This window comes from Streptomyces sp. NPDC048197 (assembly GCF_043202395.1).
Classification (GTDB): domain Bacteria; phylum Actinomycetota; class Actinomycetes; order Streptomycetales; family Streptomycetaceae; genus Streptomyces; species Streptomyces siderophoricus.
On sequence record NZ_JBIDAJ010000047.1, the window covers coordinates 26,235 to 52,574 of the forward strand.

Annotated in this window: 28 protein-coding genes, 1 tRNA gene and 1 riboswitch; of the genes, 19 read left to right on the plus strand and 10 right to left on the minus strand. The window is 71.0% G+C overall.

Going from position 1 to position 26,340, the window contains the following annotated elements; all coding sequences use genetic code 11:
- Positions 1–105: 105 nt before the first annotated feature.
- From ACGF4C_RS35690 to ACGF4C_RS35710, 5 genes are all read left to right on the plus strand, one after another.
- A complete protein-coding gene (locus tag ACGF4C_RS35690) occupies positions 106–531 on the plus strand; it encodes a Mov34/MPN/PAD-1 family protein (RefSeq protein ID WP_393572256.1) in 426 nt (141 codons plus the stop codon).
- 181 nt (positions 532–712) lie between these two features.
- Positions 713–886, plus strand: a complete 174-nt coding sequence (locus tag ACGF4C_RS35695) for a putative leader peptide (RefSeq protein ID WP_199816418.1) — start codon at positions 713–715, stop codon at positions 884–886.
- 149 nt (positions 887–1,035) lie between these two features.
- Positions 1,036–1,314, plus strand: a complete 279-nt coding sequence (locus tag ACGF4C_RS35700; protein ID WP_030414509.1) for a MoaD/ThiS family protein — start codon at positions 1,036–1,038, stop codon at positions 1,312–1,314.
- Positions 1,315–1,316: 2 nt separating this feature from the next.
- Positions 1,317–2,267 carry a PLP-dependent cysteine synthase family protein gene (locus ACGF4C_RS35705; protein WP_393572258.1) on the plus strand — a complete coding sequence of 317 codons (951 nt, stop codon included), beginning with the start codon at positions 1,317–1,319 and terminating at the stop codon, positions 2,265–2,267.
- A 332-nt stretch (positions 2,268–2,599) separates the two neighbouring features.
- Complete coding sequence (locus tag ACGF4C_RS35710) at positions 2,600–3,352, plus strand: MBL fold metallo-hydrolase (protein ID WP_393572260.1); 753 nt, start codon at positions 2,600–2,602, stop codon at positions 3,350–3,352.
- Between the two features lie 104 nt (positions 3,353–3,456).
- On the opposite strand, the gene ACGF4C_RS35715 is transcribed toward ACGF4C_RS35710, so the two are convergent.
- On the minus strand, positions 3,457–4,725 hold the full coding sequence (locus tag ACGF4C_RS35715) for a PTS transporter subunit EIIC (protein ID WP_393572262.1): 1,269 nt from the start codon (positions 4,723–4,725) through the stop codon (positions 3,457–3,459).
- Positions 4,726–4,992: 267 nt separating this feature from the next.
- Entirely contained in the window at positions 4,993–6,294 is a 1,302-nt protein-coding gene (locus ACGF4C_RS35720; protein WP_393572264.1) for a PTS transporter subunit EIIC, read from the minus strand.
- A gap of 257 nt (positions 6,295–6,551) precedes the next feature.
- Here ACGF4C_RS35720 and ACGF4C_RS35725 point away from each other — a divergent pair, with 257 nt between their 5' ends.
- From ACGF4C_RS35725 to rdgB, 4 genes are all read left to right on the plus strand, one after another.
- Entirely contained in the window at positions 6,552–6,785 is a 234-nt protein-coding gene (locus tag ACGF4C_RS35725; protein ID WP_030414504.1) for a glucose PTS transporter subunit EIIB, read from the plus strand.
- A gap of 123 nt (positions 6,786–6,908) precedes the next feature.
- Positions 6,909–7,640 (plus strand): ribonuclease PH, encoded by a 732-nt coding sequence (rph, locus tag ACGF4C_RS35730; RefSeq protein ID WP_362142307.1) that lies wholly within the window; start codon positions 6,909–6,911, stop codon positions 7,638–7,640.
- 327 nt (positions 7,641–7,967) lie between these two features.
- Positions 7,968–8,372, plus strand: a complete 405-nt coding sequence (locus tag ACGF4C_RS35735; protein WP_393572267.1) for a hypothetical protein — start codon at positions 7,968–7,970, stop codon at positions 8,370–8,372.
- A gap of 121 nt (positions 8,373–8,493) precedes the next feature.
- Positions 8,494–9,129 carry an RdgB/HAM1 family non-canonical purine NTP pyrophosphatase gene (rdgB, locus tag ACGF4C_RS35740; RefSeq protein ID WP_393572269.1) on the plus strand — a complete coding sequence of 212 codons (636 nt, stop codon included), beginning with the start codon at positions 8,494–8,496 and terminating at the stop codon, positions 9,127–9,129.
- A 56-nt stretch (positions 9,130–9,185) separates the two neighbouring features.
- Here the strand turns inward: rdgB and ACGF4C_RS35745 are convergent.
- The 4 genes from ACGF4C_RS35745 to ACGF4C_RS35760 all read right to left on the minus strand — a co-directional run bounded on the left by ACGF4C_RS35745 (position 9,186) and on the right by ACGF4C_RS35760 (position 12,274).
- Positions 9,186–9,259, minus strand: a tRNA-Leu gene (locus ACGF4C_RS35745).
- Positions 9,260–9,314: 55 nt separating this feature from the next.
- Positions 9,315–9,980, minus strand: a complete 666-nt coding sequence (locus ACGF4C_RS35750; protein WP_393572271.1) for an HNH endonuclease — start codon at positions 9,978–9,980, stop codon at positions 9,315–9,317.
- The gene (locus ACGF4C_RS35755; RefSeq protein ID WP_393572273.1) at positions 9,977–10,630 is read right to left on the minus strand and encodes an HNH endonuclease; all 654 of its coding nucleotides are present in this window, start codon (positions 10,628–10,630) and stop codon (positions 9,977–9,979) included. The genes ACGF4C_RS35750 and ACGF4C_RS35755 overlap by 4 nt, the downstream gene beginning before the upstream one ends.
- Before the next feature lie 105 nt (positions 10,631–10,735).
- A complete protein-coding gene (locus ACGF4C_RS35760) occupies positions 10,736–12,274 on the minus strand; it encodes an MFS transporter (protein ID WP_393572275.1) in 1,539 nt (512 codons plus the stop codon).
- A gap of 337 nt (positions 12,275–12,611) precedes the next feature.
- On the opposite strand from ACGF4C_RS35760, the gene ACGF4C_RS35765 reads away from it, so the two are divergent.
- On the plus strand, positions 12,612–13,118 hold the full coding sequence (locus ACGF4C_RS35765) for a hypothetical protein (protein ID WP_393572277.1): 507 nt from the start codon (positions 12,612–12,614) through the stop codon (positions 13,116–13,118).
- The gene (locus ACGF4C_RS35770) at positions 13,118–14,392 is read left to right on the plus strand and encodes a sensor histidine kinase (RefSeq protein WP_393572279.1); all 1,275 of its coding nucleotides are present in this window, start codon (positions 13,118–13,120) and stop codon (positions 14,390–14,392) included. Before ACGF4C_RS35765 ends, ACGF4C_RS35770 begins: the two co-directional genes overlap by 1 nt.
- A 4-nt stretch (positions 14,393–14,396) precedes the next feature.
- Here the strand turns inward: ACGF4C_RS35770 and bcp are convergent, their stop codons facing one another.
- Positions 14,397–14,864, minus strand: coding sequence for a thioredoxin-dependent thiol peroxidase (gene bcp / locus ACGF4C_RS35775; RefSeq protein WP_393572281.1), 468 nt, complete (start codon positions 14,862–14,864; stop codon positions 14,397–14,399).
- A gap of 181 nt (positions 14,865–15,045) precedes the next feature.
- On the opposite strand from bcp, the gene ACGF4C_RS35780 reads away from it, so the two are divergent.
- The 3 genes from ACGF4C_RS35780 to ACGF4C_RS35790 all read left to right on the plus strand — a co-directional run bounded on the left by ACGF4C_RS35780 (position 15,046) and on the right by ACGF4C_RS35790 (position 16,335).
- Positions 15,046–15,363 carry a DUF3618 domain-containing protein gene (locus ACGF4C_RS35780; protein ID WP_030414494.1) on the plus strand — a complete coding sequence of 106 codons (318 nt, stop codon included), beginning with the start codon at positions 15,046–15,048 and terminating at the stop codon, positions 15,361–15,363.
- A 166-nt stretch (positions 15,364–15,529) separates the two neighbouring features.
- The gene (locus ACGF4C_RS35785) at positions 15,530–15,832 is read left to right on the plus strand and encodes a co-chaperone GroES (protein WP_048828920.1); all 303 of its coding nucleotides are present in this window, start codon (positions 15,530–15,532) and stop codon (positions 15,830–15,832) included.
- A gap of 81 nt (positions 15,833–15,913) precedes the next feature.
- Positions 15,914–15,981, plus strand: a riboswitch (guanidine-III (ykkC-III) riboswitch).
- A 33-nt stretch (positions 15,982–16,014) separates the two neighbouring features.
- A complete protein-coding gene (locus ACGF4C_RS35790) occupies positions 16,015–16,335 on the plus strand; it encodes a DMT family transporter (protein WP_393572283.1) in 321 nt (106 codons plus the stop codon).
- 24 nt (positions 16,336–16,359) lie between these two features.
- Here ACGF4C_RS35790 and ACGF4C_RS35795 read toward each other — a convergent pair whose 3' ends face one another.
- Positions 16,360–18,561, minus strand: coding sequence for a transglycosylase domain-containing protein (locus ACGF4C_RS35795; protein ID WP_393572285.1), 2,202 nt, complete (start codon positions 18,559–18,561; stop codon positions 16,360–16,362).
- Positions 18,562–18,887: 326 nt separating this feature from the next.
- On the opposite strand from ACGF4C_RS35795, the gene ACGF4C_RS35800 reads away from it, so the two are divergent.
- The 4 genes from ACGF4C_RS35800 (at position 18,888) to ACGF4C_RS35815 (ending at position 22,406) form a co-directional block, all read left to right on the plus strand.
- The gene (locus ACGF4C_RS35800; protein WP_393572287.1) at positions 18,888–19,685 is read left to right on the plus strand and encodes an ABC transporter permease; all 798 of its coding nucleotides are present in this window, start codon (positions 18,888–18,890) and stop codon (positions 19,683–19,685) included.
- Between the two features lie 82 nt (positions 19,686–19,767).
- Complete coding sequence (locus tag ACGF4C_RS35805; protein WP_393572297.1) at positions 19,768–20,532, plus strand: ABC transporter permease; 765 nt, start codon at positions 19,768–19,770, stop codon at positions 20,530–20,532.
- Between the two features lie 54 nt (positions 20,533–20,586).
- Positions 20,587–21,618, plus strand: a complete 1,032-nt coding sequence (locus ACGF4C_RS35810; RefSeq protein ID WP_362142328.1) for an ATP-binding cassette domain-containing protein — start codon at positions 20,587–20,589, stop codon at positions 21,616–21,618.
- Positions 21,619–21,683: 65 nt separating this feature from the next.
- Positions 21,684–22,406: a DUF1707 domain-containing protein gene (locus ACGF4C_RS35815; protein ID WP_393572289.1), complete on the plus strand. Its 723-nt coding sequence runs from the start codon at positions 21,684–21,686 to the stop codon at positions 22,404–22,406.
- A 13-nt stretch (positions 22,407–22,419) separates the two neighbouring features.
- Here the strand turns inward: ACGF4C_RS35815 and ACGF4C_RS35820 are convergent, their stop codons facing one another.
- Positions 22,420–23,034 (minus strand): hypothetical protein, encoded by a 615-nt coding sequence (locus tag ACGF4C_RS35820; protein ID WP_393572291.1) that lies wholly within the window; start codon positions 23,032–23,034, stop codon positions 22,420–22,422.
- Positions 23,035–23,150: 116 nt separating this feature from the next.
- Positions 23,151–24,461, minus strand: coding sequence for an SGNH/GDSL hydrolase family protein (locus tag ACGF4C_RS35825; protein WP_393572293.1), 1,311 nt, complete (start codon positions 24,459–24,461; stop codon positions 23,151–23,153).
- A 282-nt stretch (positions 24,462–24,743) separates the two neighbouring features.
- Here ACGF4C_RS35825 and ACGF4C_RS35830 point away from each other — a divergent pair, with 282 nt between their 5' ends.
- A complete protein-coding gene (locus ACGF4C_RS35830; RefSeq protein WP_393572295.1) occupies positions 24,744–26,093 on the plus strand; it encodes a DUF445 domain-containing protein in 1,350 nt (449 codons plus the stop codon).
- The last annotated feature ends 247 nt before the right edge of the window (positions 26,094–26,340 follow it).

Here is a 26,340-nt window from a genome sequence, read left to right on the forward strand (position 1 = left end):
CCGTCCGGCGCCGCCGACGGTCCGGAAAGGACCGGCTGTCCAGCATGCGGGCCGGTGCGTACCACTCTTCGGTACGCACCGGCCCGCGTGTCTATTCTTGGCGCCATGCTGACCCTCACCAAGGCCCTGCGCGACCAGATCGTCGAGCACGCCCGCCAGGACCACCCCGACGAGGCCTGCGGCGTGGTCGCGGGCCCGGCCGGCAGCGGCCGCCCCGAGCGGTTCATCCCGATGCTGAACGCCGCCCGGTCGCCCACGTTCTACGAATTCGACTCCTCGGACCTGCTCAAGCTCTACCGCGAGATGGACGACCGGGACGAGGAGCCAGTGATCATCTACCACTCGCACACCGCCACCGAGGCCTACCCCTCGCGCACCGACATCTCGTACGCCAACGAGCCCGGCGCCCACTACGTGCTGGTCTCCACCGCCGACACCGACGACGCCGGGCCCTTCCAGTTCCGCTCGTTCCGGATCGTCGACGGCACGGTCACCGAGGAAGAGGTCGAGATCGTGGCGGAGTACTCCTGATACTGGCGCTGCAAAGTACCCCTGACCCGGTACTTCCGGCCCGGTGTGGGTGCCGGGTCGGTGGGCGCGCGCCCGGTCGTGCGGCGGCCGGGGAAGAGCGCGTCCCAACTGGCGTACACCAACCGTCCGCATGATGGGACATGGTTCCAATACCCGGACCGGGAATCGATACGATGCCCGCATGGTTGACCACGACGTGAGCGAGAAGAGGCCGGGCATGCTGCTGCTCGCTCCGCTCGCCACGCGTCGCTCCGCATCGGCCCTGCTGGGCGCGTTCGGCTGCGGAGCCGCACGGCTGCACGTCGATCTGTGCCGCCTGTCCAGCGCCATCTGTCCGCGCTGCGCCGCCGGCTGACCCGGCCCGCCCGGGCCCGCGGCGCGTGCCGCCGGCACCCGCCACCACTTCGCACTTCCCGCGTCCCCCGCCGCCCACCCGGCAACCCGCCGCCGTGCGACGGGACGCACCGCACCCGCCACCGCACCCACTCCCACAGGAGCACTCCCATGGCCATCGAGGTCCGAATCCCGACCATCCTGCGCACCTACACCGACGGCCAGAAGGCCGTCGAGGGCACCGGCGAGACCCTCGCCGACCTGTTCGCCGACCTCGACAGCCGGCACGCGGGCATCCGCGAGCGCCTCGTCGAGGGCGAGCAGCTGCGCCGCTTCGTGAACGTCTACCTCAACGACGAGGACGTGCGCTTCCTGGAAGGCATCTCCACCAAGCTGGCCGACGGCGACAGCGTGACGATCCTGCCGGCCGTGGCCGGCGGAATGGTCTGACGGTGCGGTACGACTCCCCGCTGGCGGCGGTCGGGAACACCCCTCTCGTCCGCCTCCCGCGCCTCTCGCCCTCCGAGGACGTCCGTATCTGGGCGAAGCTGGAGGACCGCAACCCCACGGGCTCGGTCAAGGACCGCCCGGCGCTGCACATGATCGAGCAGGCCGAGAAGGACGGCCGGCTCACCCCCGGCTGCACGATCCTGGAGCCCACCAGCGGCAACACCGGCATCTCGCTCGCCATGGCGGCCAAGCTCAAGGGCTACCGCATCGTGTGCGTGATGCCGGAGAACACCTCTTCCGAGCGGCGCGAGCTGCTCGCCATGTGGGGCGCCGAGATCATCTCCTCGCCCGCGGCCGGTGGCTCCAACACGGCCGTCCGGGTCGCCAAGGAGCTGGCCGCCGAGCACCCGGACTGGGTGATGCTCTACCAGTACGGCAATCCCGACAACGCCGGTGCGCACTACGCCACCACCGGCCCCGAGATCCTCGCCGACCTGCCCTCGGTCACCCACTTCGTGGCCGGCCTGGGCACCACCGGCACCCTGATGGGCGTCGGCCGCTATCTGCGCGAGCAGGTCCCCGGCGTCCAGATCGTGGCCGCCGAACCGCGCTACGACGACGTGGTCTACGGCCTGCGCAACCTCGACGAGGGCTTCATCCCCGAGCTGTACGACGAGTCGGTGCTCACCACACGCTTCTCGGTCGGCTCCGAGGACGCGGTCCGCCGCACCCGTGAACTCCTCGCCGAGGAAGGGATCTTCGCCGGTATCTCGACCGGCGCGGCGCTGCACGCCGCGATCGGCGTGGGCCGGAAGGCGGTCAAGGCCGGGCAGAGTGCGGACATCGTCTTCGTCGTCGCCGACGGCGGCTGGAAGTACCTCTCGACCGGCGTCTACACCGCCGAGTCCACCGAGGCGGCGATCGCCACGCTGCACGGGCAGCTCTGGGCGTAGCGGGACCCCGGGACCGGGCCGCTCGGGCGGGGGCCGGGGCGGCCCGGGCAGCGGACGTCGTACGGCCCGGCGGCGGGGCGCTCGGGGCGGGCGTCGCACGGCCGGCAACGGGCCCTTGTGGCGGGCGTCGCACGGCCGTGCGGGCCGTCAGCCCGGACTGGTGATTCCGCCCACAGCTCGCCCCGCCGGAGGAGCCACCGGACCTTTTGCGCCTTACGCTCGTGGGCACCGCACAGAACGCCCAAGACCCGGCAGCACCCGGCAAAGGCCCCGCCGGGAGTACCCGCACGGACCGCCGGCCGCCGCCCCCGCCCACGGAGGTTCACCCCCGTATGAAGCTCACTGTCGTCGGTTGCTCGGGGTCGTTCCCTTCCACGGAATCGGCCTGTTCGAGCTACCTCCTGGAGGCCGACGGCTTCAGGCTGCTCCTCGACATGGGCAACGGCGCCCTGGGCGAGCTGCAGCGCCACTCCGGCCTGTACGACCTGGATGCCGTGATCCTGTCGCATCTGCACGCCGATCACTGCATCGACCTGTGCGGCTATTTCGTGGTGCGCTACTACCGCCCGGACGGCGGCCGCTGCGACCCGATGCCGGTCTACGGGCCGGCCGGCACCGAGCAGCGGCTCACCGTCGCGCACGCCGACGTACCGCACGACGGCGCGATGAGCGAGGTCTTCGACTTCCGAACGCTGACGCCCGGCACGTTCACCGTCGGGCCGTTCACCATCCGCACCGAGCGGGTCAGCCACCCGGTGGAGGCGTTCGGCTTCCGCATCGAGCACAACGGCCGGTCGCTGACGTACTCCGGCGACACCGGGCCCTGCGAGGCGCTGGACACCCTGGCGGCGGGCAGTGACCTCTTCCTGTGCGAGGCGTCGTTCACCTACGGCAAGGAAGACATCCCGGACCTGCACCTGAACGGGCGGGAGGCCGGCGAGCACGCCCGGCGGGCGGGCGTCGGCCGGCTGGTGCTCACCCACATCCCGCCGTGGACCGACCCGGAGATCAGCGTCCGCGACGCGCAGAAGGTCTACGACGGGCCGGTCGAGGTCGCCCGGGCGGGCGCGGTCTACGAGGTCTGAGGCACCGGCCGCCGACGGCTTCCAGGCGCTCGGGCACCAAAAAACCCCGGGTTCCCCTTCCCGGCGGGAAGGCGAACCCGGGGTCAACGCGCGGCGGACGCGGGCTACTTGGCCTCGGCCTTCTGCAGCTCCGCCAGCTCCTCGTCGGACTCGCGGCCCGGCGTGGGGATATTGAACTTGGTGATGGCGAAGCGGAAGACCACGTAGTACAGCGCGGCGAAGCACACGCCCACCAGGAGGAGCCCCCACGGCTTCGTGGCGATGCCCAGGTTCAGCCCGAAGTCGATCACACCGGCCGAGAAGCCGAAGCCGTCCTTCATGCCCAGTGCCCAGGTCAGGGCCATCGAGACGCCGGTGAGCACCGCGTGGATCGCGTACAGGACCGGGGCGATGAACATGAAGGTGAACTCGATCGGCTCGGTCACGCCGGTGACGAACGCGGTGAGCGCGAGCGAGAGCATCATCCCGCCGACGACCTTGCGTCGCTCGGGGCGCGCGCAGTGCACGATGGCGAGGCAGGCGGCCGGCAGGGCGAACATCATGATCGGGAAGAAGCCGGTCATGAACTGGCCGGCGCTCGGGTCGCCGGCGAGGAAACGCGCGATGTCGCCGTGCTTGCCGTGGTAGTCGCCCGCCTGGAGCCACGGGAAGGAGTTCAGCAGGTGGTGCATGCCGACCGGGATCAGGGCGCGGTTGACGACACCGAAGATGCCCGCCCCCACGGCGCCCGAGCCGACCAGCCACTGACCGAAGGAGTGCAGGCCCGTGCCGAGCACCGGCCAGATGAGGCCGAAGACGATGCCTATGCCCAGGCCGGTGAAGGCCGACAGGATCGGCACGAGCCGCCGGCCGCCGAAGAAGCCCAGCCATTCGGGCAGCTTGGTGCGGTAGAAGCGCTGGTAGAGCAGCGCCACGACGAGGCCCATCACCACACCGCCGAGCACCCCGGCGTCGACCGGCGCCTCATTCATGACGATCTTGCCGTCCACGACGGCGGCGACCTTCGGCAGGCTCTTGTCGGTGAAGGTGCCGAGCACCTTCTGGAAGACGAGGTAACCCGTCACCGCGGCCAGGGCGGTCGAGCCGTCCGACTTCTTGGCGTAGCCGATCGCGATGCCGACGGCGAACAGCAGCGGCATGTTGTCGAGGATCGCGCCGCCGCCGGCGGCCATGTAGCCGGCGATCTTGGTGATGACGGTGGGGAATCCCTCCCGGCCGAGCATGTCCTCGTGGCCGAGACGGACGAGCAGGGCGGCTGCGGGCAGCACGGCGACCGGCAACATGAGGCTGCGGCCGATGCGCTGCAGGACAGCCATCGCGCCGGAACCCTTCTTCTTCTTGTCGGCCGCGGGGGCGGCAGTGGCCGTGGACACAACTTCCTCCAGTGGGCAAGGCGCCGCCTGGACAAAGGGGGTGGGGGACGGCGTCTCGGGGACGCGGCCGGGCCGGCCGCGTGGTCCACACCATTGAGTGGTGTAGACCTGTTGTAACACGGCGACGGCGCCGCGAGGAACCTGCGTAATTCCCGGCTTCTTTTATGCCGTCCTTGGATCGCCCATAGCGCCACAAACCGGGAATATGTCGGCCCGGCTCACGGCGCCGGGCGCCGCAAAGCCGCCGAGCCCGCTACCGGACGGACGCTACTTCACGTTCTCCCGCTCCATCGCATCCCCCACCTCGTCCGGTTCGCGCCCCGGCGTCCGGAGGTCGAACGTCGTGATCACCAAACGGAAGAGGAAGTAATAGACGGCGGCGAAGCACAGGCCGATCGGAATGATCAACCAGGGCTTCGTCGCCAGCCCCCAGTTGATGACGTAGTCGATCAGGCCGGCCGAGAAGCTGAACCCGTCGTGCACCCCCAGCGCCCAGGTCACCGCCATGGAGACACCGGTGAGCAGCGCATGCGCCGCGTACAGCAGGGGAGCGATGAAAAGGAACGAGTACTCGATCGGCTCGGTGATGCCGGTCACGAACGAGGTCAGCGCCACCGAGAGCATCAGCCCGCCGACCTCCTTGCGGCGGTGCGGCTTGGCGCAGTGCGTGATCGCCAGCGCGGCCGCCGGGAGCGCGAACATCATGATCGGGAAGAAGCCCGAGGTGAACTGACCGGCGTTCGGGTCGCCCGCCAGGAACATATTGATGTCGCCGTGCACCACCGTGCCGTCCGGCTTGGTGTAACTGCCGAACTGGAACCAGATGGGCACGTTGAGGAACTGGTGCAGCCCGATCACCAGCAGCGCCCTGTTCGCCACCCCGAAGACACCCGCACCCCAGGCGCCGAGGCCGCTGAGCCACCGGCTGAAGCTCTCCAGCGCGTCCCCGATCGGCGGCCAGACCCACAGGCACAGCGCGGCGAAGGCGATCGCCACGAACGCCATGATGATCGGGACCAGCCGGCGGCCGTTGAAGAAACCGAGCCAGTCGACGAGCCTGGTGCGGTGGTAGCGGGCCCAGAAGAAGGCGGCGAGCAGCCCGATGACGATGCCGCCGAACACGCCGGGATTCTGGTACGTGAACGCCGTGGCCGTCGCGTCCGGAGCCACACAGCCGACCCCCGGCACGGGCTTCGCGCCGCCGGCGCAGACCTTGGGGAACTGCCGCAGGACGCCGTAGTAGACGAGGAAGCCGGCGAGGGCCGCAAGCGCGGTGGAGCCGTCGGACTTCTTGGCCATGCCGATGGCCACGCCCACACAGAAGAGAAGGGGCAGCCCCAGGGCGCCGTCGAGGAGGGCGCTGCCCGCGCCCATCATGACCTTGGAGACCGCGTCCCAGCCCAGCCCCTGCGCACCGAACACGTCCGGCTGCCCGAGACGGTTGAGGATCCCCGCCGCGGGCAGGACCGCGATCGGCAGCTGCAGACTCCGCCCCATCTTCTGCAGCCCCTGGAAGAGGTCCGACGCCCGGTTCCTCCTCGGCTCCGCCGTCGCTGCGTCCGCACTCATCCGCGCCGTCCTCCCGGCAGCCGCCCCGTCGACGGCCGGCCCGCTGCGTACCGCATACTGGTGGTGTAGACCACTTGGCGGCGGTCGCCGAACGCGTGCCCGCCGTCACGTGATCACCGTCCCGGTGATCGCCCACCCGGTGATCGCCATCCTTCGTCAGACAGCGGACAAACGCCCACATAGTTGGGCTGAACGTGCGTTACGGTGTGAAAACCGCACGGCGGCACCGCCGGCGGCCGAGACAAGCAGGAGTGGACATGGCCAGCAAGGCTGAGAAGATCGTCGCCGGCCTCGGCGGACTCGACAACATCGAAGAGGTCGAAGGCTGCATCACCCGCCTCCGCACCGAGGTCTCCGACGCCTCCCTCGTCGACGAGGCCGCACTCAAGGCCGCCGGCGCCCACGGCGTCGTCAAGATGGGCAACGCGATCCAGGTCGTCATCGGCACCGACGCCGACCCCATCGCCGCCGAAATCGAAGACATGATGTGAGGACCTGAGCCCGCAGGGCCGGCCCACCCCCGGACCGCGCCCCGCTCACCCTCCCAAGGCCCCGCCCCCGGACGCCCACCGCCCGGAACGGGGCCTTCACCATTCCCCGATAGGGTCTACGCCATGTCTCGCATCGACGGCCGCACCCCCGAACAGCTCCGCCCCGTCACCATCGAACGCGGCTGGAGCAAGCACGCCGAAGGCTCCGTCCTCATCGCCTTCGGCGACACCAAAGTCTTCTGCACCGCCTCCGTCACCGAAGGCGTACCCCGCTGGCGCAAGGGCACCGGCGAAGGCTGGGTCACCGCCGAATACTCGATGCTGCCCCGCTCCACCAACACCCGCGGCGACCGCGAATCCGTCCGCGGCAAGATCGGCGGCCGCACCCACGAAATCAGCCGCCTCATCGGCCGCTCCCTGCGCGCCGTCATCGACTACAAGGCCCTCGGCGAGAACACCATCGTCCTCGACTGCGACGTCCTCCAGGCCGACGGCGGAACCCGCACGGCAGCGATCACCGGCGCCTACGTGGCACTGGCCGACGCCGTCACCTGGGCCCAGCACAAGAAGCTCGTCAAGCACGGCCGCAAGCCGCTCACCGGCACCGTCTCCGCCGTCAGCGTCGGCATCGTCGACGGCACCCCGCTCCTCGACCTCTGCTACGAGGAAGACGTCCGCGCCGAGACCGACATGAACGTCGTCTGCACCGGCGACGGCCGCTTCGTCGAGGTCCAGGGCACCGCCGAGGCCGCCCCCTTCGCCCGCGACGAACTCAACGCCCTCCTCGACCTCGCGGTCAGCGGCTGCACCGACCTCGACACCATCCAGCGGACGGCGCTGGCCGGCACGCTCTGACGCCAAGGGGCGGCGGGGCGGCCCCTGCCGTCGCCCCGCGCCCGCATCGCGTGGATCACGTTGATCATCGCCATCACGCGGATCACGTGGATCAGGCGCATCGCGCGGATCACTTGACTCACGTGGATCAGGCGGACCACGCGGATCAGGGAGATCACGCGAATCACTTGGATCACGCCAATGTCCCGCGGTCCGGCGGCCGGATCATGCCGCCGCCGGACCCCCGGGCAACCAAAGACCCCCCGCCCCGCGTTTCCTCCTTTGCCTGCACATGACCCGGGACACCCGCCCCGGCTCCATGCCCCGCCGAGGAAGGAAACGCACCCCATGGCCCCCAGCACCCTCCACCGCCGACCCACCCCCCTCGCTCTCGCCGCGTTAGCCGCCGCCACCCTCACCGTCCCCTTCCTCACCGCATGCGGAGCCGTCCAGAAGGCCGTGGACTGCGCCAAGACCGCCACCTCCGTCGTCAACGCCGTCGACAAGCTCCAGCAGGCCGCGGACAACGCCCTCACGGACCCGCAGAAGACCCAGCAGGCCCTCGACAACATCGACAGCAACCTGCGCAAGCTCAGCAACGAGGCCAACGACCCCGAGCTGTCCAAGGCCATCGACAAGACCAACGCCGGCATCAAGAACGCCCGCAAGGACATCGAGAACAACAAGGCCCCCGACATCCAGCCGATCGTCGACGGCACCAGCCAGATGACCAAGATCTGCACCCCGGGCTGACCGGAGCCGCCGGCACGAGGGCGGGCCGGGGGCCAGGGGCCGGGGAGCCGACCGGCCGGCGCACGGCGAAGGCGTCCCGCCCCGGGCACCTCCCGGCACCGCGCCCGGGATAATCGCTCCCATGCAGCCAGAAACCGGCGAACGCCCCGCGACCCACCGCCGCCTGATCCTCGCCACCCGCAACGCCGGCAAGATCCGCGAACTCCACGCCATCCTGGACGCGGCCGGCCTCGACGTCGAACTCGTCGGCGCCGACGCCTATCCCGACGTCCCCGACGTCAAGGAAACCGGCGTCACGTTCGCCGAGAACGCCCTCCTCAAGGCACACGCCCTGGCCCGGGCCACCGGCCACCCGGCCGTCGCCGACGACTCCGGCCTCTGCGTCGACGTCCTCGGCGGCGCCCCGGGCATCTTCTCCGCCCGCTGGTCCGGCAAGCACGGCGACGACCGGGCCAACCTCGACCTGCTCCTCGCCCAACTCGGCGACATCGCCGAGGAACACCGCGCCGCCCACTTCGCCTGCGCCGCGGCCCTCGCCCTCCCGGACGGCACCGAACGCGTCGTCGAGGGCAAGCTCGAAGGCACCCTCCGCCACACCCCCACCGGCACCGGCGGCTTCGGCTACGACCCGATCCTCCAGCCCCTCGGCGAGACCCGCACCTGCGCCGAACTGACCCCCGACGAGAAGAACGCCATCAGCCACCGGGGGAAGGCGTTCCGGGCGTTGGTGCCGGTGGTGCGGGAGTTGTTGGGCTGACTTGACGGAGCAGGCCCCGCACCTATGAATCGAAGGTGCGGGGCCTGGTTTTCCTGTGCGCCCGGTCGGATTCGAACCGACAGACACGACCACCTAAAGATCGCCGCTCAGCCTGTTGGCGTACGGGCGCATGTGCTGCGGGCTACTTTACTGGGCGGAGCCGCTTGACCGTAGGGAGACCTCCATCATTTGGTCCGTCGTTGGCCGCCCCGGCACCAGGTGGCAGTGACGGCGTGGCAGTTTGGGCACAGCAGTCGCAGGTTCTCGCGCCGGTCGTCGCGCCAGTCTCCGTTGATGTGATCGACCTCCAGCGTCATCGGCTTACCGAGCCACTCAGGAGCGACACCGCACTCGGCGCACTCCTCGGGTACGCCTATCTCGCGGAGCGCGCGACGAAGCAGCGCGGTTCGCGTCCGGTTCGAACCGCCGTGCTGGACCAAGATCTCTTCTGGCCGCTTGACGGGGGTCATGCCCGGCTTTCCCCGTTGATGCGCTTGGCCCAGGAAGTGTGCCGTCGAGAAGCCTTCGTTGGCGGCCCACTCTCGCAGCATCTCGCGCTGCCTGCCGTTGTCGGGCCGCCCGAGGCGGCGCAGGACTTCGGCGATGGAGGTGGACTCCGCGATCGCCGTGCGCAGTTCCTCGTTCGCAGGCTTCGTACGGCGTTTCGTGAGGCTGCCGCAGTGGCGGAAGTGCGAAACATCTATGTCGAAGTGTTCGAAGCGCTTGAGCAGATAGCGGCGGAGCTTCCCGTACGGCTGCGTGCCAAAGAAGGCGATGACCTCGTCGACGTCGGAGCACTGCGCGGCGGCTTCGCTCAATCGCTCGCGGGTGTACTGCACGCCGCGCCTCATACGGTGCCGCCCCTGGTGCGTCCTTTGCTTCGCCCGCGATAAGTGTCCGTTGTTGAATGGCAGTTGGGGCAGAGCAACCGCAAGTTTTCGATGCGGTTGTCTCGCCAGTTGCCATTGATGTGGTCGACCTCAAGTGGCAGTCGATGTCCTCGCCAGACTGCCTCCGTGCCACAGTGTGCACATCGTTCAGGGACGCCCAAAGCCGTAATCGCGCGCTTGAGACGGACACTCGGGATACGCCGGGCCGCTGCGGCCGGCTGCTCGACGAGCAGGGCCTCAGGCGTCCGGCGGCGCCATTGCTTGCCGCGCTGGGTGGGCAACTGGAAGTGCGAGGTGTCGATCCCGTACGACTTGATCCGGCGGCTGATGTGCGTGTGGTGTCCGCCGACGACATCGAGGCCGAGCCGGCGCAGCACCTCGCACATGTTCGAGGAGGCGGCGACCGCTTCGCGCAGGACTTCCTTCGTCCATTTGGCCCCCTCCCGCTCGAAGTGCGAGGTGTCCACCCCCAGCTTCCTCATCCGCTCCCGGAGGTATTTCCGCTTCTCCCCCTTCGGATCCACCCCCAGCTTCCCCAACGCCTCCGACAGCGTCCGCGACGACGATGCCGCGGCCTCCAGTCGCTCCCTGGTGTACGGACTTACCGGCATGACGCCACCCCCTCCGGCACCGGGACCGCCCCGGTGCTCGCTCGAACAGAACAACGATCGAACGCCGGGGCGGTTACGCAGAGTCAGGACGGGAATGCGCTGGGGTCAGAAGCGGGGTTCCTGGGTCTGGGCGGTGATGAGTTCGACGGCCTCTTCCTTGGTGGCCACCGAGGGCGGGGAGCCGTCGAGGGGCTGCTGGGCGGTTTCCTTCATGCAGGCGACGGCGATGACGCCGACGAGGGCGGCGCCCATCGTGTAGTAGGCGGGGACCATCACGTTCTGGCCGAAGGCGTCCATCAGGGCGGTGATGACGAGCGGGGTGGTGCCGCCGAAGAGGGAGACCGCGAGGTTGTAGCCGATGGAGAGGGAGCCGTAGCGGACGTGGGTGGGGAACAGGGCGGGGAGGGCGGCGGACATGGTGCCCAGGAGGCAGACCAGGGAGAGGCCGAGGAGGGCCATGCCGAGGCAGACGGTGAGGATCGTGCCCTGTTTGACCAGGAGGAAGGCCGGGACGGCCAGGAGGAAGAAGCCGAGCATGCCGCCCATCAGGAGCGGCTTGCGGCCGTAGCGGTCGTTGAGTTTGCCGACCGATGAGATGACGCACATCAGGGCGATCATCGTGCCGAGGAGGATCAGCAGGCCGTGGGACTCCTCGTAGTGGAGGGTGTCCGTCAGGTAGGTCGGCATGTAGGAGAGCAGCATGTAGTCGGTGATGTTGTACGCGCCGACCAGTGCGATGCAGAGGATGAGGGTGGGCCACTGCTGGGCGAAGATTTCGCCCAGTTTCTTCTTCGGGGCGTTTTCGGAGAGGTGGGAGAATTCCGCTTCGGCCTCGACGACGGAGCCGGTGGCGTTGTGGGTGTGGGCCGCCTCGAATTTCTGGAAGGCGGGGGTTTCGTCGAGCTTGACCCGTAGGTAGAGGCCGACCAGGCCGAGCGGGCCGGCGATGAGGAAGGGCAGGCGCCAGGCCCAGGAGTTCATCGCGTCGTCGCCGAGCAGGGTGGTCAGGAGCAGGACGATGCCGGCGGCGCCGGTGTAGCCGATGAGGGTGCCCAGTTCGAGGAAGCTGCCGAAGAAGCCGCGCTTCTTGTCGGGGGCGTATTCGGCGATGAAGGTGGAGGCGCCGCCGTATTCGCCGCCGGTGGAGAAGCCCTGGATGAGGCGGAAGAGGATGAGCAGGGTCGGGGACCAGAAGCCGATGGTGGCGTAGGACGGGATCAGGCCGATGCAGAAGGTGCCCAGGGCCATCATGATCATGGTGAGGGCGAGGACCTTCTTGCGGCCGATGCGGTCGCCGAGCGGGCCGAAGTAGGCGCCGCCGAGGGGTCGTACGAGGAAGGCGACGGCGAAGGTCGCGAAGGACGACAGCAGGCTGGTGGTGTCGCTGCCGCCGGGGAAGAAGACCTTGCCGATGGTGACCGCGAGGTAGCTGTAGATGCCGAAGTCGAACCATTCCATGGCGTTGCCGAGGGCGGCGGCCTTCACCGCGCGTTTGACGACGCGTTCGTCGGTGACGGTGATGTCGGTGCGGCGGAGTTTGGGGTTTCTTCGCCGGGCGACGGCACGGAAGAGCCACCGGTGGCGCTTGAGCGCTTCCCGGTCCTGGTCGGGAGCGCGTTCGGCTTCAGTGCTACCGGTCGGCACGAGGCGGTCCTCTCGGTCGTTCGGCGCGCGGGGCGCGGCGGGTGCGACGGATACGACAGGTGCGCCTGCGCAGTGGAGCGCGGATCAAACCACTCTGGCGGTACGAAGCGATGTACGTCACGTGTGGGTGGGCCGTTGGGGGCAGGGTGGGGGCGGATGATCGGGGGTGCGCCAGGGGTGTGGCGGTGCTTGTTACAGGACTGGTACACAGCCGCGCGGTCACCGCAGTATTCGGGCAATCTGCCTGTGTCGCGGGGGCGGGAGAGTGGCGGGGTCGGGCGTGGCAGTCGTGTTTGCTGGTGGGGGTACGGGGTGTGGTCCCCGGGAGGAGATCGTGATGACCGACCGCGAAGGGTCCCGCTGGGTGCGGGGGCGTACCGCGCTGGTGGCCTTTGTCGTGGTGACGGCGCTGGCTGCGGGCGGGGTGTGGGTGAGCCAGGTGTCGGACCGGGCGTCGGCGGTGGACGCGGCGCCGAAGACGGCGGCGGTGCAGGACGTCAAGGAGGACGCCAAGCAGTCGGGGGGGCTGCCGGGGGTGCGGGACTGCGGTATCGGGGCGCCCGAGGTGAAGCCGCAGGTGATCACGTTGACGTGTGCGGATGCGGGGATGGTGGCGACCGCGATCACGTGGAAGAAGTACGGGGCGCGGGATGCGCTGGGGGTGGGTGTGGTGCAGGTGGAGAAGACCGGCGCCGGTGTGGGGGCGGATTCGGGTTTTCCGGCGACGTTCCGGCTGTACAACCCGAAGTCCGTGGACGGCGGGTTGGCGTTCACGGGTCTTGAGGTGACGTACGAGGGGTCGACGCCGCTCGGGGACACGACGGAGATGTACAACCTCGCGTGATGGGCATTCGAGGCCGGATCGCCCTGGCCATTTCGTGTATGACGGCGCTGGCTGTGGTGGTGCTCGGGTTTGCCGTGCATCACATAGCGGATGCGGAGCGGGAGCGTTCGGCGCGGTCGTATCAGGACGACCGGTTGAGTTCCGCGCTGCAGATCTACGAGCGGGACGGGACGCTGGCGCTGGGTGCGCAGCTGGATGATGCGACGTTGCCGGGGCCGTTGCGGGAGGCGGTGTTCAAGAGCCGTTCGGGGACGTACGTCAGTGGTGGTGAGGATCCGCGGGTGTGGGCGGCGACCGGGGTCGGTGACGGCGGCGGGGGCCGGCCGGCGCGGTCGTTGTCGGTGTCGGCGGCGTATCCGGATGACGATCCGGCGCAGCTGGCGTTGGACCGGGCGTTGTTGATCGCGGGGTGCGGCACGGTCGGGTTGATGGCGGTGGTGTCGTGGTTCGTGGCGCAGCGGTTGTCGCGGCGGTTGCGGCTGAGTGCGGCGGCGGCGCGGCGGATCGCGGCGGGGGAGCCGCCGGATGCGGATGCGTTGGCGAGCCATGGCCGGGACGAGGTGGCGGAGCTGGGCCGGAGTGTGCATCACATGGCGACGTCGTTGGCGGCGCGGGTGGAGGCCGAGCGGGAGTTCACCGCGGATGTGGCGCATGAGTTGCGGACGCCGGTGGCGGGTCTGGTGGCGGCGGCGGAGTTGTTGCCGCAGCCGCGGGCGGTGGAGATGGTCCGGGACCGGGCGCAGGCGATGCGGCGGTTGGTGGAGGATCTGCTGGAGGTGTCGCGGCTGGACGCGGGGGTGGAGCGGGCGGATCTGGACGCTTGTGAGCTGCCGTCGTTGGTGCGGGGGATCGTGCAGCGGGCGGCGCGGCAGCGTGGGGTGGATGAGGTGTCGGTGTCCGTGGAGGGGGAGCCGCGGATCGTGGAGACGGATCGGCGTCGGGTGGAGCGGGTTTTGGTGAACCTGCTGGCGAACGCGGCCAAGCACGGGAAGCCGCCGATCGAGGTGGTGGTGGCCGGGTCGCGGATCGTGGTGCGGGATCACGGGCCGGGTTATCCGGCGGAGTTGTGTGCGGAGGGGCCGCGGCGGTTCCGTACGGCGGCGCCGGAGCGGGGGACCGGGCACGGTCTGGGGTTGACGATCGCGGCGGGGCAGGCGGAGGTGCTGGGGGCGCGGTTGGACTTCGGCGCCGCCGCGGAGGGCGGCGCCGAGGCCGTGCTGGAGTTGCCGGACCGGGCGGCGGTGGGGCCGGCGGTGCCGGTGCCGGGGCTGTGAGGGGTTACAGCCCGAGGTCCTTGATGATCTTGGCGACGTGGCCGGTGGCCTTGACGTTGTAGAGGGCGCGTTCGACCTTGCCGTCCTCGTCGACGATGACGGTGGAGCGGATGACGCCGGTGACGGTCTTGCCGTAGAGCTTCTTCTCGCCGAAGGCGCCGTAGTTCTCCAGGACGGTTTTGTCGGGGTCGCCGAGGAGGGTGACCTTGAGGTCTTCCTTCTCGCGGAACTTGGCGAGCTTTTCCGGCTTGTCGGGGGAGATGCCGATGACGTCGTAGCCGTGGCCGGTGAGGAGGTCGAGGTTGTCGGTGAAGTCGCAGGCCTGCTTGGTGCAGCCGGGGGTGAGGGCGGCGGGGTAGAAGTAGACGATGACCTTGCGGCCCTTGTGGTCGGCGAGCGAGACCTGCTGGCCGTCCGCGTCGGGCAGGGTGAAGGCGGGGGCGGTGTCGCCGGGCTGCAGTCGCTCGCTCATGGTTCTCCTCGTACGGCGGTGTCAGCGGGATCGGTACGCCTTCGACATTAGCCACCGGGACCGACAGCCGGGGTGCGTGGGGCGTGCCGGGCGCGCGAAACGGGGGTGCTGTGGGGCGCGCGCGGGTGTGAGCTGACAGACTGTCCATCATCGAATGGCGCGAGACGACGGAGGCAGCGCGGTGGCGGAGGCCAGGACCCCGGCGCAGATCGAGGCGGACATCGTCCGCAGGCGGCAGGAGCTCGCCGTCACGCTCGACGAGATCGGTGTGCGGCTGCACCCGAAGACGATCATGGGTGAGGCGAAGGCGAAGGCGATGTCGGCGGTGGACCGTACGGCGGGCCGGGCGTATGTGGTCACCCACCGTGCGCTCGCGGACGTGCGGGGGCAGCTGGTGTCGGAGGACGGGGTGCCGCGGCTGGAGCGGATCGTTCCGGTGGCGTTGGTCGGCGTGGCCGTGGTGGGGCTGCTGACGCTGCGGGCCAGGCGGCGCGACTGAGCGGCGCGACCGAGCGGCCGGGCCGGGCGGCGACCGAGCGGCGGCGCGGGGCGTCGGCGGCCGGGCCGATGCGGGCTGCGGTGCGTGATCGGGGCGCCGGGCCAGGTACGGTCATGGCGTGAGCCCGAATAACACCAAGGACACCCACGACAAGCTGCCGATCCGGATGCTGCACGACCGTGTGCTGGTCCGGACGGACATCCCCGAGGGCGAGCGCCGCTCGTCCGGGGGCATCGTCATTCCCGCGACCGCGGCGGTCGGCCGGCGCCTGGCCTGGGCCGAGGTCGTCGCCGTGGGGCAGAACGTGCGGACCGTCGAGGTGGGCGACCGGGTGCTGTACGACCCGGAGGACCGGGCCGAGGTCGAGGTGCGCGGGGTGGCGTACGTGCTGATGCGCGAACGGGATCTGCACGCGGTGGCCGCGGAGCGGCTGGAGGGCGCGGAGGACGCGACGGGGCTGTATCTGTAGCCGCCCGCCGGTGGCGGGTGCGCAGGACGGACGGGATGCGGGCGGTGACCGGGGTCACCGCCCGTTCCGCTGTCCGGACCTGCCCGTTTTGCTAGCCTCGAAAGACCCGACGAGACGCGCCGTACCGGGTCAGGACAAGACGACGCACCCCTGTTGAAGCTGAGGTTCACGGAGGTGCCGTCATGGCGTGGGTCCTGCTCGTGGTCGCCGGTCTGCTGGAGGTCGGCTGGTCGATCGGGATGAAGTTCACCGAGGGGTTCAGCCGGCTGTGGCCGAGCGTGTTCACCGGCGGGGGCATCGTCGTCAGCATGCTGTTGCTGTCGTACGCGGCCCGGACCCTGCCGATCGGTACCGCCTACGGCGTGTGGGTCGGTATCGGGGCGGCCGGTGCCGCGGTGGTCGGGATGGTGGTGCTCGGTGAGCCCGCCACGGCAGCCCGGATCTTCTTCGTCTGTCTGCTGCTGGTGGCCGTGGTCGGTCTGAAGGCGACGTCCGGCCACTGACCCGCGATCGGTTCCCGGCGTGCGTCACATGCCCCAGCGGGCGCGCAGCCGCCGGCCCAGCGCGTCGCCGTCCGGGCCCCCGGTGGGGAAGTCCGGTGGGGGCTCGGTCGTCGGCGGGGTCGGGGTCGGGAAGGTGGGGGAGGGCGGCCCGGTGGTCGGCGGGGTCGGCGGGGCGGTGGTCGGGGCGGGCCGCGTCGGGGAGGCGGACGGCTCGTCGGAGGGCGGGGCGGAGTCGCTGGGGGACGGCGATTCGCTGTCGGACGGTTCCACCGACGGCGAGGGTTCGGCGCCGTCCGCGAGCTGGAGGTCGAAGTCGCGGACCGGGCGGCCGCGCAGGGCGGCCGCGGTGTAGTCGGCCCAGATCTGGGCGGGGAAGTCGCCGCCGTTGACCCGGTCCAGGCCCGCGGCGCCGTACAGCGGCTCCTGGGCGGCGGTCTCCGGGTGCTGGCCGAGGACGGCGACGACGGTGGCGAGCTCGGGGGTGTAGCCGGCGAACCAGGCCGCCTTGTCCTGCTCGGCGGTGCCGGTCTTGCCGGCGGCGGGCCGGCCGGCGGCCTGGGCGGCGGTGCCGGTGCCGCCGTCGACCACGCTGCGCAGGATGGCGGTGGTGGTGTCGGCGGCCTCGCGCGGGATCGCCGTGGTCGTCTCGCGGTCGGGCAGGTCGATCTCCTCGTCGCCCTTGGTGATCTTGCTGATGAGGGTGTAGGGGCGGCGTTCGCCGTGCCGGGCGAGGGTGGTGTACGCCTGGGTCATGTCCAGGATGCTGGGGGTGGCGGTGCCCAGGGCGATCGCGCCGCGGGAGGCGGCGAGGCCGGGCGCGTCGGCGGGGATGCCCAGGTCGACGGCGGTGTCCTTGACCTTGTCCGGGCCGACGTCGATGCCCATCTGGGCGTAGACGGCGTTGACGGACTTGTCGGTGGCCTCGGAGACGGTGATCGGCCCGTAGGAGCGGTCGTCCTCGTTGGCGGGCGCGAATCCGGTGGCGTGGCCGTGGTCGACGGTCATCCGCTTGTTGTCGCCGTCGTAGACGGTGTTCGGGGTGATGGGGTCGCCGTCCTGGGTGGTGGCGTGGTGCTGCACGGCGGAGGCGAAGACGAGCGGCTTGAAGGTGGAGCCGACCTGGTAGTCGCGGCGGGTGGCGCTGTTGACGTACTGCTTGGCGTAGTCGATGCCGCCGTAGAGGGCGACGACCCGGCCGGTGCGGACGTCGATGGAGGCGCCGCCGGCGCGGACGTAGCCGTCGGTGGTGCGGGAGTCGTCGAGCCGGTCCATCAGGCGGGTGTCGACCGCGTGCACGAAGGCGTTCTGGCGGCGTCGGTTGAGGGTGGTGGTGATGCGGTAGCCGCCGGCGCGCAGGGTGTCCTCGTCGAGGATGTGGTGGTCGGTGAGGTAGTCCTTGACCGCTTCGACGAGGTAGCCGCGCTGGCCGGTCAGTCCGGGCGAGGTGCGGGCGGGCCGGGGCACCGGGAAGCGCATCGCGGCGCGTGCGCCGGGGCTGAGCCACTTCTGCTTGACCATGCCGTCCAGGACGTAGTTCCAGCGGGCCAGGGCGCGCGGGGTGTTGGCGGGGTGGGCGGTGACGTCGTAGACGCTGGGGGCGTTGAGGAGCGCCGCGAGGTAGGCGCCCTGGGCGGTCGTCAGGTCCACCGAGTCGATGCCGTAGTAGGCCCGGGCCGCGGCCTGGATGCCGTAGGCGTTGCGGCCGTAGTAGCTGGAGTTGAGGTAGCCCTCGAGGATGTTGTCCTTGCTGACCCGGCGGTCCAGCTTGACGGCGATGAAGAACTCCTTGGCCTTGCGGGTGACGGTCTGTTCCTGGCCCAGGTAGTAGTTCTTGACGTACTGCTGGGTGATGGTGGAGCCGGACTGTTTGCCCTTGCCGGTGAGGGTGTTCCAGGCGGCCCGCAGCATGGCGGCCGGGTCGACGGCGGATTCGGAGTAGAAGTCGCGGTCCTCGGCGGCGAGCACGGCCTGCTGGACGGACCTGGGCACCTGGCCGAGCGTCACGTTCTGCCGGTTGACGTCACCGTCGCGGGCCAGTTCGGAGCCGTCGGAGTAGAGGTAGACGTTGCTCTGGGCCTTGGCGGCGCTGTTGGCGGGCGGGATGTCGACGAGCAGGTAGCCGGCGATCAGTGCGCCGATGACGAGCAGCGAGAAGCCCAGCACGGTGCCGAGCACCGTGCGCCAGCTGGGCAGCGCCCGCCGCCAGACTGTGCGATGTCCGCTCATGTCGGTATGGACTCCTCGGCCTCCGCCGAGGGTTGTACCGCGGCGGAACGGTCTCGTGTCGGGGGATGTGCACCGTACGCCGGAAAAGCACCTGTTGCCCGTGGGGAAACTTTCGCATCATGTGTCCCGTTCGGCGGGGGTGGCACGCACCCGGTCCTGCCACCGGACCGGCCGAATGGCGCCCATGGCTCACCCGGACGGGTGGTAATTCGATGGTGCCCGCCGGGCCCACGACTTAGGCTCCGGTGCTTTGCCGTCCGGAGCGGAACGGGATCCGGACGGAAGTGGAATCCGAACGGGTGACGAGACGGGCCGGGTGAGCGAGCGTGTGGTGCGTGGCGGTGGCGGCCGGCAGCTTCCGGCGGTACGCCACCTATCGGGTCGCGACGGCGGCCGGGGTGTTCACCAACACCGTCTTCGGCTTCATCGTGGCGTACACCTTCGTCGCCCTGTGGGCCGAGCGGCCGCATCTGGGCGGCTACGGCCAGGGGCAGGCGCTGACCTTCGTGTGGGTCGCGCAGGCGCTGCTGGCGGCGGCGGCACTGATGGGCGGCGGCGGACTGGAGGAGCTGCAGGAGCGGATCCGCACCGGCGACGTCGCGGTGGACCTGTACCGGCCGGCGGACCTGCAGCTGTGGTGGCTGGCCGCGGACCTGGGCCGGGCCGGGATGCAGCTGATCGGCCGCGGGGTGGTGCCGATGGCGGTGGGCGCGCTGGTCTTCCCGCTGGCGCTGCCCGGGGACGCGCTGACCTGGGGCTGGTTCCTGCTGTCGGTGCTGCTGGGGATCGTGGTCTCCTTCGGGCTGCGCTATCTGGTGGCGCTGGCGTCGTTCTGGCTGCTGGACGGCTCGGGACTGTCCCTGATCAGCGGGCTGGCCTGCCTGTTCTTCTCCGGGATGCTGCTGCCGCTGCGGGTCTTCCCCGGCGGTTTCGGGGAGATGGTCCAACTGCTGCCGTGGGCGGCGATCCTGCAGGTTCCGGCCGATGTGCTGATCGGCGTGCGCACCGGCGGCGCGCTGCTGCACGGGCTGGTGTTCCAGGCGGCGTGGGGCGCGGCGCTGCTGGCGCTGGGCCGGCTGGTGCAGTCCGCGGCGACCCGCAGGGTGGTGGTGCACGGTGGCTGACCACGACAGGCGGCCCGCGGCCCGGGAGAGGTGGCGGACGTCCGCGGCCCAGGGGCTGTACGCGTACGGGCTGATCGTGCGGATGTGGGTGCGTTCGACCCTCGCCTACCGGGCCTCGTTCGTGATGATGGCGGTCGGCAACTTCGCCGCCTGCGCACTGGACTTCGTCGCGATCCTGCTGATGTTCTCGCAAGTAGACGCGCTCGGCGGCTTCACACTGCCCGAAGTGGCCTTCCTCTACGGCACGTCCGGGCTGTCGCTGGGCCTCGCCGACCTGCTGCTGGGCAGCATGGACCGGCTGGGCCGGCGGGTCCGCGACGGCACCCTCGACGTCCTGCTGCTGCGCCCCGCCCCGGTGTTCGCCCAGGTCGCCGCCGACCGGTTCGCGCTGCGCCGGCTGGGCCGGATCTCCCAGGCGCTGCTGGTGCTCGGCTGGTCGGTGACCCGGCTGGAGGTGGACTGGACGGTGGGGCGGCTGCTGCTGGTGGTGCTGATGGCCGTCTGCGGTACGGCCATCTTCGGGGCGGTCTTCACCGCCGGCGCCGCCTTCCAGTTCTGGGCGCAGGACGCGGCCGAGGTGCAGAACTCCTTCACCTACGGCGGCAACGCCCTGCTGCAGTACCCGCCGACGGTGTTCGCCAAGGACCTGGTGCGCGGCGTCACCTTCGTCGTCCCGCTGGCCTTCGTCAACTGGCTGCCCGCACTGCGCCTGCTGGGCCGCCCCGACCCGCTCGGCCTGCCCGGCTGGGTGGACTTCCTCGGCCCCGCCGTGGCCGCGCTGATGTGCGCCGGCGCGGCGCTGGCCTGGCGGTACGGCCTGCGCGGCTACCGCAGCACCGGAAGTTGACTGACCGTCAGCACACATCCGTACGACGCCCGACACCCTGAAAGGAAACCCCGGATGACGGACTTTGACAGCACCGGCCCGGAGCCGCTGATCGACGTCCGCGGCATCGAGAAGGTCTTCTCGGTACGACGCAAGGCGGGCCGGCTGCGCCGGGTACGCGAGGAGGTGCGGGCCGTCGACGGCATCACCTTCCAGGTGCCGCGCGGCGAGATGGTCGGCTACATCGGCCCGAACGGTGCGGGCAAGTCCACCACCATCAAGATGCTGACCGGCATCCTGGTGCCCAGCGGCGGCCGGCTGCGGATCGCCGGGATCGACCCCGCCCGCGAGCGGACCCGGCTCGCCCGCCGGATCGGCGTGGTCTTCGGCCAGCGCACCACCCTGTGGTGGGACCTGCCGCTCGCCGACTCCTACGAGCTGGTGCGCCGGATGTACCGGATCCCCGACGCCGTCTACCGCGCCAACCTGGAGCGCTGCGTCGAACTGCTCGACCTGGCCCCGCTGCTGGCCGTACCCGTGCGGCAGCTCTCCCTCGGGCAGCGGATGCGCGGCGACATCGCGGCGGCCCTGCTGCACGACCCGGAGGTGCTCTACCTCGACGAGCCCACCATCGGGCTCGACGTCGTCAGCAAGGCCAAGGTGCGGGAGTTCGTCCGCGAGGTGAACGCCGAGCGGGGCACCACGGTCCTGCTCACCACCCACGACCTGACCGACATCGAGCAGCTGTGCCGCCGGGTGATGGTCATCGACCACGGCCGGCTGGTCTACGACGGCGCACTGGACGGGCTGCGCGCGGCGGCCGACGGCGAACGCACCCTCGTGGTCGACCTGGAACGCGAACTGCCGCCCATCGAGGGCGTTCCCGGGGCCCGTACGGTCCGGGTGGAGGGCCCCCGGCAGTGGCTGGTGTTCCCGGCGGCACAGAGCGCCGCGCCGCTGGTCACCGCGGTCGCCGAACGCTACCCGCTGGTGGACCTGTCGCTGCGCGAGCCGGACGTCGAGTCGCTGATCGCCGAGCTGTACGCCCGCGGCGCGACCCGCGCGGAGCCCGGCCGCACCCCGGACGGCCAGGGCGCCCCGGCGTAGAGGAAGGCGGGACCGGAGGCCTACGGACCGGCCCGCCGCCCGCCGTTGCCCCATACGCTGTCCGTATGACTGACGACCTCCCGGCGCCGCGGGCCTCCGCCGCCGAGTTGCGTGCCTCCGACGCCGACCGCGACCGGGTCGCCGAGATCCTGCGGGACGCCCTCGCGGAGGGGCGGCTGGAGATGGCGGAGTTCGACGAACGGCTGGAAGCGGCCTATCTGGCCCGTACCTACGGGGAGTTGGCGCCGCTCACCGCCGACCTGCCGGCCGCGACGGCACCCGCCCCCGCAGCGGCGGCTCCCGTGTCGCTGCACAAGGAGCCCGCCGCGGTGGGCTCCTGGTCCGGCCGGATCGTCGGCGACGCCCGCGGCTCGACGGCGGGCCTGGCGGTCATGGGCGGCTTCCAGCGCAAGGGCCGCTGGACCATCGGCCGCCGCTTCACCGCGGTCTGCTGCATGGGCGGCGGGGAGATCGACCTGCGCGAGGCCGACTTCGCCGCGTCGGAGGTCGTGATCGACTGCTGGGCCTTCATGGGCGGCGTGCAGGTCATCGTCCCCCCGGGTGTCGAGGTCGACGTACGGGGACTGGGCATCATGGGCGGCTTCGACTCCCCCGAGGACGGCGTCCCCGGCGACCCCGGCGCACCCCGGGTGATCGTGCGGGGCCTGGCACTGATGGGCGGCGTCGGCGTCGAACGCAAACTGCCCCCCTCCGAAAAGCGCCGCCTGAAGGAGGAACGCCGCCGCCTGAAGACCGAGGAACGCGCCCGCCGCAAGGAACTCGGCTGAACGGCGGGCGCGTTCAGGGCCCGCCCGGCCGCTCCGGCCCCTCAGGCCGCTCCGGCCCCTGGTCGTCGTCCGGCTGCCCGGCCTCGGCCGCGCCCCGGCGCCGGCCGAGGAGGAAGGTGATCAGCGCGACGGCCGGGGTCATCACCGTGCCCAGGGCCGTGAGCAACGAGGACCCGCCCGGCGACGGCGGGAGCGACAGCGCGATGGAGAGCCGATCGATGGTCACCTGAGTGCCGGCTGAGGGCCGCGTGGGGGTCTTGGTCGGGGCGGGTCCGGACGGCGACTCCGGCCTGCCGGAGTCAGGAGGAGTTGCTTGCTTCCCGCCGGTCGGAGTGGACGAGGGCGCTTCCGTCGCACCAGGTGTCGAGGGCGAGGGCGACTCCGGCGCACGAGGCGACGAAGGCGTGGGCGCGGGGGAGAAGGTTGCCGGCGGAGTGCCGGTCACGGGCACCACCACGGGATTGCCGGACTGCCCGCCGGACGTCAGGACGAGCAGCGGGACCGACAGCAGCGTGCCGACCGCCGCGACGAGGACCGCCAGCGCCGTCGCGACCCACCGCACGTCGTGGAGCCGGGACGTGGACCGCTCCCCGGTCGTGCGGTCGCTGCGGCGCTTCGATTCGTCCATGGCCCTCGCATATCAGGAGCGGGGCGGGCCGAGGAGGGCGGAACGCGGCGGGAGGGGTACCCGGTGGGGAGGTGACCACCCGGGCGGCCGAACGGGGCCGCGGTGGTGGGGCGGGGTCAGAGCGACGCCGGGGCGGACTGACGGAGGAGGTCGAGGTCGACCGTGTGGGCCATCGCGCGGTAGCCCTCGTCGCTCGGATGGAGGTGGTCGCCGGAGTCGTAGACCGGGCGCAGGCGGACCGGGGCGGCCGGGTCGCGGAGGGCCTTGTCGAAGTCGACGACCTCGTCGTAGACGGTGCCGGAGCGGATGATGCGGTTGACCCGTTCGCGGACCGAGTTCAGCTGGGCGGAGTAACCGCGGTGTCCGCCGAACGGCGTAAGGGTGGAGCCGGTGACGCGCAGGCCGCGGGCGTGCGCCTCCTGCACGATCTGCCGCATGCCCGCGACGATCTTCTGCGGGTCGAGCTGGCGCGGGGACTTGAACAGGTCGTTCAGGCCGATCTCGACGATCACCGCCTTCACACCGGTGCGGGAGAGCGCGTCGCGGTCGAGGCGGGACAGCACGCTGGGACCGTTGTTGGGCGAGAAGCGACTGCCGTTGACCAGCAGGCGGTTGCCGCTGATGCCCTGGTTGAGGACGCCGTAGCGGGGCGCACCGGGCTCGTTGCGCAGCCGGGCGGCCAGGAAGTCCGTCCAGCGGTGGTTGGCGCCGGCCGTGGAGGTGATGCCGTCGGTGATCGAGTCGCCGATGGCGACCACCGAGCCCTGCGCCTCGGTGCTCCACACGTCCACCCCGGTCAGATAGCGCCAGTAGGGGCTCTGCTCGGTGTAGGCGGCGCCGGTGCCGTCCTCGGCGCGGTCGCCGCGCGCCAGGTAGGAGGTCTGCCGGGCGTACGGGTGGTAGGTGGCCGGGCCGGACGGGGAGGGGGAGTACGTGGTGACCAGGAGGTCCGTGTCGCCGGGGACCTTCAGCCGGGTCGGGTCGCTGGTGACCGCGCCGCCCGCCGGGATGGTCACCGCGGGCTTGCCCCCGAAGGACAGCCGGCGCATCGTGCCGTCCGCGGCGGTGGGGTCGCTGGGGGCCGCGGCCAGGGCCACCGAGGCGTGGCTGACCACCAGCGGCCGGGTGCCGTAGAGGTTGGAGAGCTGGATGCGGACGCCGGAGCCGCCGACACTGGTGTGCACCACGTTGCGTATCGACATCCCCGCGTAGCCGTCCAGGGTGCCGGGCTCGGCCGCCGCCGCGGCCGCCGACCAGGTGCCGACCCACTGCCCGGAGACCGCCGGTGCGGCGGGATCGCGCGGCTTGTGCGGGGAGCTGCCCGGACCGCCGTCCTCGCCGCCGAAGCCGGCGAATATCGCGACCGAGATCAGCACCACCACTGCCGCCAGGGCGGCGAGCAGGGCGTAACCCACACTTTTCTTCATGCGGGAGGGGTCTCCTGGGGAAAGCGGAGCTCCAGGCTCCGGGCGGGCAAGGGCAGCGGGTGGGCAGCGGCACCGTTGGCGTCCGGTCGGTCCCCCATGATCCCACGGACCTCCTGGGAGCCGCCCGGCACCCCGTACGGTGCCGGCCCCGGCGGTCGCCGGGAACTCGTGGTTGGCTCCAGGAGTAGGTCACAGTGGGACATACGGCCGGACCGGTGGCCGGACCCGCGGCGCAGCATAGGCCGTGGGAGTGGTGGGGGCACGGTGGGAGCGGTGGAGCGGATGGAACGCACGAGAACGGACAGGGCGTCGGCGGGGGACGCGTCCCCGGCGCCGGACGCGACGCCGCGCGGCCCGGTGGCGCCGGCCGGCGGCTTCGTCTACGGTGCCGCCGACGAGGAGCGGCGGCACGCCGTACGCCGGATGAAAACGCTGGCCACCGGTCTGCTGCTGGCCGTCGCGCTGGTCTACGCCCTGGCGACGTGGGCCGGGCGCGCGGGGGCGGGCGGCTGGACCGGGTTCGTCGCCGCGGCCGCGGAGGCCGGCATGGTCGGTGCGCTGGCCGACTGGTTCGCGGTCACCGCACTGTTCAAACGACCCATGGGACTACCGATCCCGCACACCGCCATCATCCCCACGAAAAAGGACCAACTCGGACAGAGCCTGGGGGATTTCGTCGGTGAGAACTTCCTCTCCGCCGAGGTCGTCCGCCGCCGGCTGCGGTCCGTGGGCATCGGCCGCCGCCTCGGCGGCTGGCTCGCCGAGCCCCGCAACGCGGACCGGGTCACCGCCGAACTCTCCACCGCCCTGCGCGGCGCGCTGACCGTACTGCGCGACTCCGACGTGCAGGCGGTGGTCGGCGAGGCGATCACCCGCCGCGCGGACGCCCAGGAGATCGCGCCCGGCCTCGGCACCATGCTGGAGAAGGTCGTCGCCGAGGGCGGCCACCGGCGGGTGGTGGACCTGGTCGTCGCCCGCGCCCACGACTGGCTGGTCGAGCACGGCGACTCCGTCATGGCGGCGGTCTCCGGCGGCGCCCCCGGATGGACGCCCCGGTTCGTCGACCGCAAGGTGGGCGACCGGGTCTACAAGGAACTGCTGCGCTTCGTCACCGAGATGCGGGACATGCCCGAGCACCCCGCGCGCGGCGCCATCGACCGCTTCCTGGCGGACTTCGCGGACGACCTGCAGACCGACCCGGACACCAGGACCCGGGTCGAGCACCTGAAGTCCGAGGTCCTCGGCCGCGGCGAGGTCCAGGACCTGATCGCCTCCGCCTGGGGCGCGGTCCGCGCGATGATCGTCGCCGCCGCGGAGGACGAACGCAGCGAACTCCGCCTCCGCGTACGGGCCGCCCTGCTGTCCCTGGGCCGCCGGCTGTCCGACGAGGAGCGGCTGCAGAACAAGGTGGACAACTGGCTGGAGGGCGCGGCGGTCTACATCGTGACGACCTACCAGCGCGAGATCACGTCCCTGATCACCGACACGGTGGCCGGCTGGGACGCCACCCACACCTCCCGCAAGATCGAGGCCCACATCGGCCGCGACCTCCAGTTCATCCGCATCAACGGCACGGTGGTGGGAGCGCTGGCGGGGCTGGCGATCTATACGGTGTCGCATGCGCTTGGGTGACTTCCCACGTACCCGTCTGCGGCGCCGCGGGTCGCCTCGCCGGTGCGCTTTGCGGCGCGTCCCACGTACTTGGCTGTCCCGCCGTGGGGGTTGTTCGCGGTTGCGCTTTGCGGCGCCGCGTACGTAGTTGTCTGCGGCGGCGCGGTTGTTGTTCGCCGTTGCGCCTGCGGCGGGCTGGGTTTGTGGTGGGTGCGGTGACGGGCCTCCGGGGCCGGTTGTGTGGACTGCTGACGCTTTACGTCCACAC

Bases quoted from the DNA above. Each gene is read 5' to 3' on its own strand.
- ACGF4C_RS35690 (WP_393572256.1), top strand. From the start codon at position 106: ATGCTGACCCTCACCAAGGCCCTGCGCGACCAGATCGTCGAGCACGCC.
- ACGF4C_RS35695 (WP_199816418.1), top strand. From the start codon at position 713: ATGGTTGACCACGACGTGAGCGAGAAGAGGCCGGGCATGCTGCTGCTC.
- ACGF4C_RS35700 (WP_030414509.1), top strand. From the start codon at position 1,036: ATGGCCATCGAGGTCCGAATCCCGACCATCCTGCGCACCTACACCGAC.
- ACGF4C_RS35710 (WP_393572260.1), top strand. From the start codon at position 2,600: ATGAAGCTCACTGTCGTCGGTTGCTCGGGGTCGTTCCCTTCCACGGAA.
- ACGF4C_RS35720 (WP_393572264.1), bottom strand. From the start codon at position 6,294: ATGAGTGCGGACGCAGCGACGGCGGAGCCGAGGAGGAACCGGGCGTCG.
- ACGF4C_RS35725 (WP_030414504.1), top strand. From the start codon at position 6,552: ATGGCCAGCAAGGCTGAGAAGATCGTCGCCGGCCTCGGCGGACTCGAC.
- rph (WP_362142307.1), top strand. From the start codon at position 6,909: ATGTCTCGCATCGACGGCCGCACCCCCGAACAGCTCCGCCCCGTCACC.
- ACGF4C_RS35735 (WP_393572267.1), top strand. From the start codon at position 7,968: ATGGCCCCCAGCACCCTCCACCGCCGACCCACCCCCCTCGCTCTCGCC.
- rdgB (WP_393572269.1), top strand. From the start codon at position 8,494: ATGCAGCCAGAAACCGGCGAACGCCCCGCGACCCACCGCCGCCTGATC.
- ACGF4C_RS35750 (WP_393572271.1), bottom strand. From the start codon at position 9,980: ATGAGGCGCGGCGTGCAGTACACCCGCGAGCGATTGAGCGAAGCCGCC.
- ACGF4C_RS35755 (WP_393572273.1), bottom strand. From the start codon at position 10,630: ATGCCGGTAAGTCCGTACACCAGGGAGCGACTGGAGGCCGCGGCATCG.
- ACGF4C_RS35765 (WP_393572277.1), top strand. From the start codon at position 12,612: ATGACCGACCGCGAAGGGTCCCGCTGGGTGCGGGGGCGTACCGCGCTG.
- ACGF4C_RS35770 (WP_393572279.1), top strand. From the start codon at position 13,118: ATGGGCATTCGAGGCCGGATCGCCCTGGCCATTTCGTGTATGACGGCG.
- bcp (WP_393572281.1), bottom strand. From the start codon at position 14,864: ATGAGCGAGCGACTGCAGCCCGGCGACACCGCCCCCGCCTTCACCCTG.
- ACGF4C_RS35785 (WP_048828920.1), top strand. From the start codon at position 15,530: ATGCTGCACGACCGTGTGCTGGTCCGGACGGACATCCCCGAGGGCGAG.
- ACGF4C_RS35790 (WP_393572283.1), top strand. From the start codon at position 16,015: ATGGCGTGGGTCCTGCTCGTGGTCGCCGGTCTGCTGGAGGTCGGCTGG.
- ACGF4C_RS35795 (WP_393572285.1), bottom strand. From the start codon at position 18,561: ATGAGCGGACATCGCACAGTCTGGCGGCGGGCGCTGCCCAGCTGGCGC.
- ACGF4C_RS35805 (WP_393572297.1), top strand. From the start codon at position 19,768: ATGTGGGTGCGTTCGACCCTCGCCTACCGGGCCTCGTTCGTGATGATG.
- ACGF4C_RS35810 (WP_362142328.1), top strand. From the start codon at position 20,587: ATGACGGACTTTGACAGCACCGGCCCGGAGCCGCTGATCGACGTCCGC.
- ACGF4C_RS35815 (WP_393572289.1), top strand. From the start codon at position 21,684: ATGACTGACGACCTCCCGGCGCCGCGGGCCTCCGCCGCCGAGTTGCGT.
- ACGF4C_RS35820 (WP_393572291.1), bottom strand. From the start codon at position 23,034: ATGGACGAATCGAAGCGCCGCAGCGACCGCACGACCGGGGAGCGGTCC.
- ACGF4C_RS35825 (WP_393572293.1), bottom strand. From the start codon at position 24,461: ATGAAGAAAAGTGTGGGTTACGCCCTGCTCGCCGCCCTGGCGGCAGTG.
- ACGF4C_RS35830 (WP_393572295.1), top strand. From the start codon at position 24,744: ATGGAACGCACGAGAACGGACAGGGCGTCGGCGGGGGACGCGTCCCCG.